This window comes from Peribacillus sp. NPDC058002, assembly GCF_042886655.1.
GTDB classification, from domain to species: domain Bacteria; phylum Bacillota; class Bacilli; order Bacillales; family DSM-1321; genus Peribacillus; species Peribacillus aracenensis.
Window position 1 is genome coordinate 1 of record NZ_JBHVQU010000309.1, and the last position, 3,700, is coordinate 3,700.

The window sequence follows — 3,700 nt, forward strand, 5'->3', positions numbered from 1 at the left end:
GTGTATGGTCCATGGGGGAGGCCAGATATGGCTTATTATTCTTTTACTAAAAATATTATTGAAGAGAAAACAATAAAGGTTTTTAATAATGGAGATATGAGAAGAGACTTTACTTATATCGATGATATTGTTGAAGGAATAATCCGGCTACTTGATAAGCCACCGGTTTATAATATTGGATGGGATCGAGCTTACCCTGACCCAAGTTCAAGTTATGCCCCATACAAAGTTTATAATATTGGTAACAATAAGCCGATAAAATTAATGGATTTCATTACCACATTAGAGAAACTAATTGGAAAAAAGGCAAAAATAGAATTCTTACCGATGCAACCGGGAGATGTTAAGGAGACATATGCAGATATTGCCGATTTGCATGCTGATGTGGGGTTCTATCCTTCAACAACAATAGAAGAAGGTTTAACTCATTTTGTGAATTGGTACAAAAATTATAATAAATAAGAAAAAAGAAGCAGTGAATTTTAATAAGTGAGATTTTAGTGGATAAAAAATAATAATGGAATTTCTGTTTCAGACAGAAAGGTATAAAAAATTTCAAACACCTCAACTTGAAAGAATAACAAAGATAAGGTAATGGTGTCAGGCCTTGAGAAGAAATAATTCGGAATAGGTCAAGTTTTAAAATTGTGAAAACCATCAAACGATCCGCCTTCAAATATAGCTTCAATGACACCATTTATTTTTTCTTGTTTTTTTAATCCTTGAGTTGGTATGGAAGGCCAATTAACGAATGCCATTAATAAAATGCTGAAAATTAAAAAATGTCCATGTGAAAACGATGAATGAAGACAGATTCGGTTTAAGTAGATTTAAAGTATGCATGGCAATACATTTCAATATAAATAAAAATATATTGTGTAAAAATCCAAAATCTAATAATAAATAGAAGGGTAAATTATATGCATGCAAAAAGATTAATTGAAAATTTGTAAGTTAATAAAAGGAGAAAGTAATTTGAACCCTGAAAATATGAAAACATCATTGGCAATTCTTAAGAAGCATTTAGATTTTCTCATGAAGTCCTTTACATGTCATTCTACAAAAAGTCCTCTATTCAAATTAAATCCTCTGTTTAAAAACAATTTTATAGTTTGTTCTGAAGACCTACCATACAAAGACATTTCTAAAGCTGATTCCATTTTCACTCATGAATATCACAAGCAAGTGAAACAAATTGGAGAACAAGGAAAGATAAAAAAAATAGGTAATTATCAAGAACTATTAGTTTTAGCAGAACGCGAGAAGAGAAATATGAATTTCTTGTTAAAGGGACTGAGGCATGATGAAAACCATTGCTTATTATGTAAGTGAAAACATTAAAACACACCAACGTTTTATATATAATCAAATCGTAAAGATAAGTAGCTATCGCTCAATCGTAATCGGCCCATTCGATGATACCAACCATACAGAATTCCCCTTTAAAAACTACTATAATTTAAACAAGATTAAAGATCTAGAAAAATTCTTCAAAGAACAGGAAATCATAGCCATTCATGCTCATCACGGAAAACATGGACAAGAAATTTTGCCTGTTTGTGAAAAATATAATATCCCATTAATCGTTAGCATTAGAGGGCGCGATGGTTCTGACAGACCAGAAATTTTCAAGAAAAATGCCCAGCGATATTCATCATTAATTAAACATGGTGCACACTTTTTCCCTGTTTGTCAATATCTTGCACAAGGATTAAGAAGTTTAGGAATTCCGGACGATAAAATTCATGGGTTATATGGAGGTATCGAATTGGATCTTTTCGCCTATTCTACCCCCAAACCACCTAAAGAAGGCGAAATAAGAGTTTTGTCTGTAGGTAGACTTGTAGACAAAAAAGGATATATCACTCTTTTAAAAGCATTTAAACGGATTTATACACAATATCCAAATGCTAGACTGCATATTATCGGAGCAGGTGAAGATGAGAATAAAATTAAATCGGTCATTACAGAATTTAACCTTAAAGATGCTGTGATTATTAGAGGAGCTATGAATTCAAAACAAGTTTCGAACGAATTGAAAAAAGCTCATATCTTTTGCCTTGCAAGTCAGACTGCTAAAAATGGTGATATTGAAGGCATTCCTAATGCCTTAAAAGAAGCAATGGCTAGCGGGTTACCTGTCGTTTCTACTCAACATGCGGGTATCCCTGAATTAATTGAACACCAGAAAACAGGATACCTGGCTCCAGAAAAAAATGATATTGAATTAGCGAAAGGCATACAATTCTTTTTAGAACATCCAGAGGTTTGGAACGACTATACGGAAAGAGCACGGAAAGTTATTGAAGAAAAATTTGATATCAATAAACAAATTATGGAGCAACAAAGATTATATTCACTCGTTAATTCAACGGAAAAGGAAACGGAAAAGGAAACGGAAAAGGAAAAGAACACAGAAAAGGAAACGGAAAAGGAAAAGAACACAGAAAAGGAAACAGAAAAGGAAACGGAAAAGGAAACGGAAAAGGAAAAGGAAACGGAAACGGAAAAGGAAAAGAACAAGAACAAGGAGAAGAAAAAGGAAACGGAAAAGGAAAAGGAAACGGAAAAGAACAAGAACAAGAACAAGAACAAGAACAAGGAAAAGGAAAAGGAAAAGAAAAAGAACAAGAAAAAGGAAAAGAAAAAATGAATCAAGTAAGTAAAACTAAAAAAAAGTTACGAGAAAACAAGGCTGGATGCCCAATAGTTGTTAGATAAAGGGAGTGCCATGGGTTATATTGAGGATTTACGAAGCTTGTAGGGAAATGCAAGTGATTTTAATATGGGCAATAGCATTAATATTCAATCCACTTGTACAGATTTCATTACAATTTCGAACAGATACAAAAGTATAGAGATTACCACCAAAAGATATGGATTCTGATATTATAAAAGAAATTTGTGATTTTTCCAGATTTCGCAACTGGATTTTTGCGAAACCAGCCGTATTTTCGCTCTTCTTAAAAAAGCAGTAATGAAGCATAAATGACCTCTTTCCAAAGTATTGGTTGGGAATATGAATAAATCGTAACCAACAGCTTTGGAGGGAGGAGATTTGCCGATTCTACAACTCGTTGCAAAAGAGGTACTAAAGGAAGATAAAAAAATGATATCGGAATGGATGCTATAGGAACGATGGCTTTTTAGATTTCATACTCAATTGGTCTCCAACAATATGTATAAGATCAAGGAGTAAAGAAATGTCAAACAACGCAAAGTTGGAAGGAGCTGTATTTTAATGAGCTGGAAGCATTCGTATACTATTTGGACAAGTTACCCCCATTTAAATCATGAAATTCGTTTATTGCTTGAAGAAATGAAGGATGATGAAATAGTACTTGAAGACGCCTTTTATAAAAATTTGGAATTTGGGACGGGTGGTATGCGAGGGGAAATGGGTCCAGGTACTAATAGGATGAACATTTATACAGTGCGAAAAGCGACTAAAGGACTTGCTGAGTATATTCAATCGTTTGGAAACGAGGCAAAATCGAGAGGAGTCGTAATTGCTTACGATTCAAGACATAAGTCTCCCGAATTTGCATTGGAAGCAGCCAGGACTTTGGCAACAATGGGAATTAAAGCTTATTTATTTGATGAATTACGTCCTACCCCCCAGCTCTCTTTTTCCGTACGTAAGCTGGGTGCATTTGCCGGTATCGTCATTACAGCAAGCCATAATCCCCCTGAATATCTG

General features: G+C 33.9%; 3 protein-coding genes and 1 pseudogene. All 4 read left to right on the forward strand.

What is annotated here, in order from left to right; translation table 11 throughout:
• The coding region (locus tag ACFVSH_RS24040) for an NAD-dependent epimerase/dehydratase family protein (protein WP_387708241.1) at nucleotides 1-462 on the forward strand (462 nt) is incomplete at its 5' end.
• Between the two features lie 513 nt (nucleotides 463-975).
• The gene (locus tag ACFVSH_RS24045; RefSeq protein ID WP_387708243.1) at nucleotides 976-1,332 is read left to right on the forward strand and encodes a hypothetical protein; all 357 of its coding nucleotides are present in this window, start codon (nucleotides 976-978) and stop codon (nucleotides 1,330-1,332) included.
• Nucleotides 1,301-2,653: a glycosyltransferase gene (locus ACFVSH_RS24050; RefSeq protein WP_387708245.1), complete on the forward strand. Its 1,353-nt coding sequence runs from the start codon at nucleotides 1,301-1,303 to the stop codon at nucleotides 2,651-2,653. Before ACFVSH_RS24045 ends, ACFVSH_RS24050 begins: the two co-directional genes overlap by 32 nt.
• A 588-nt stretch (nucleotides 2,654-3,241) precedes the next feature.
• Nucleotides 3,242-3,700: pseudogene (locus tag ACFVSH_RS24055) on the forward strand (phospho-sugar mutase); the annotation flags it as partial.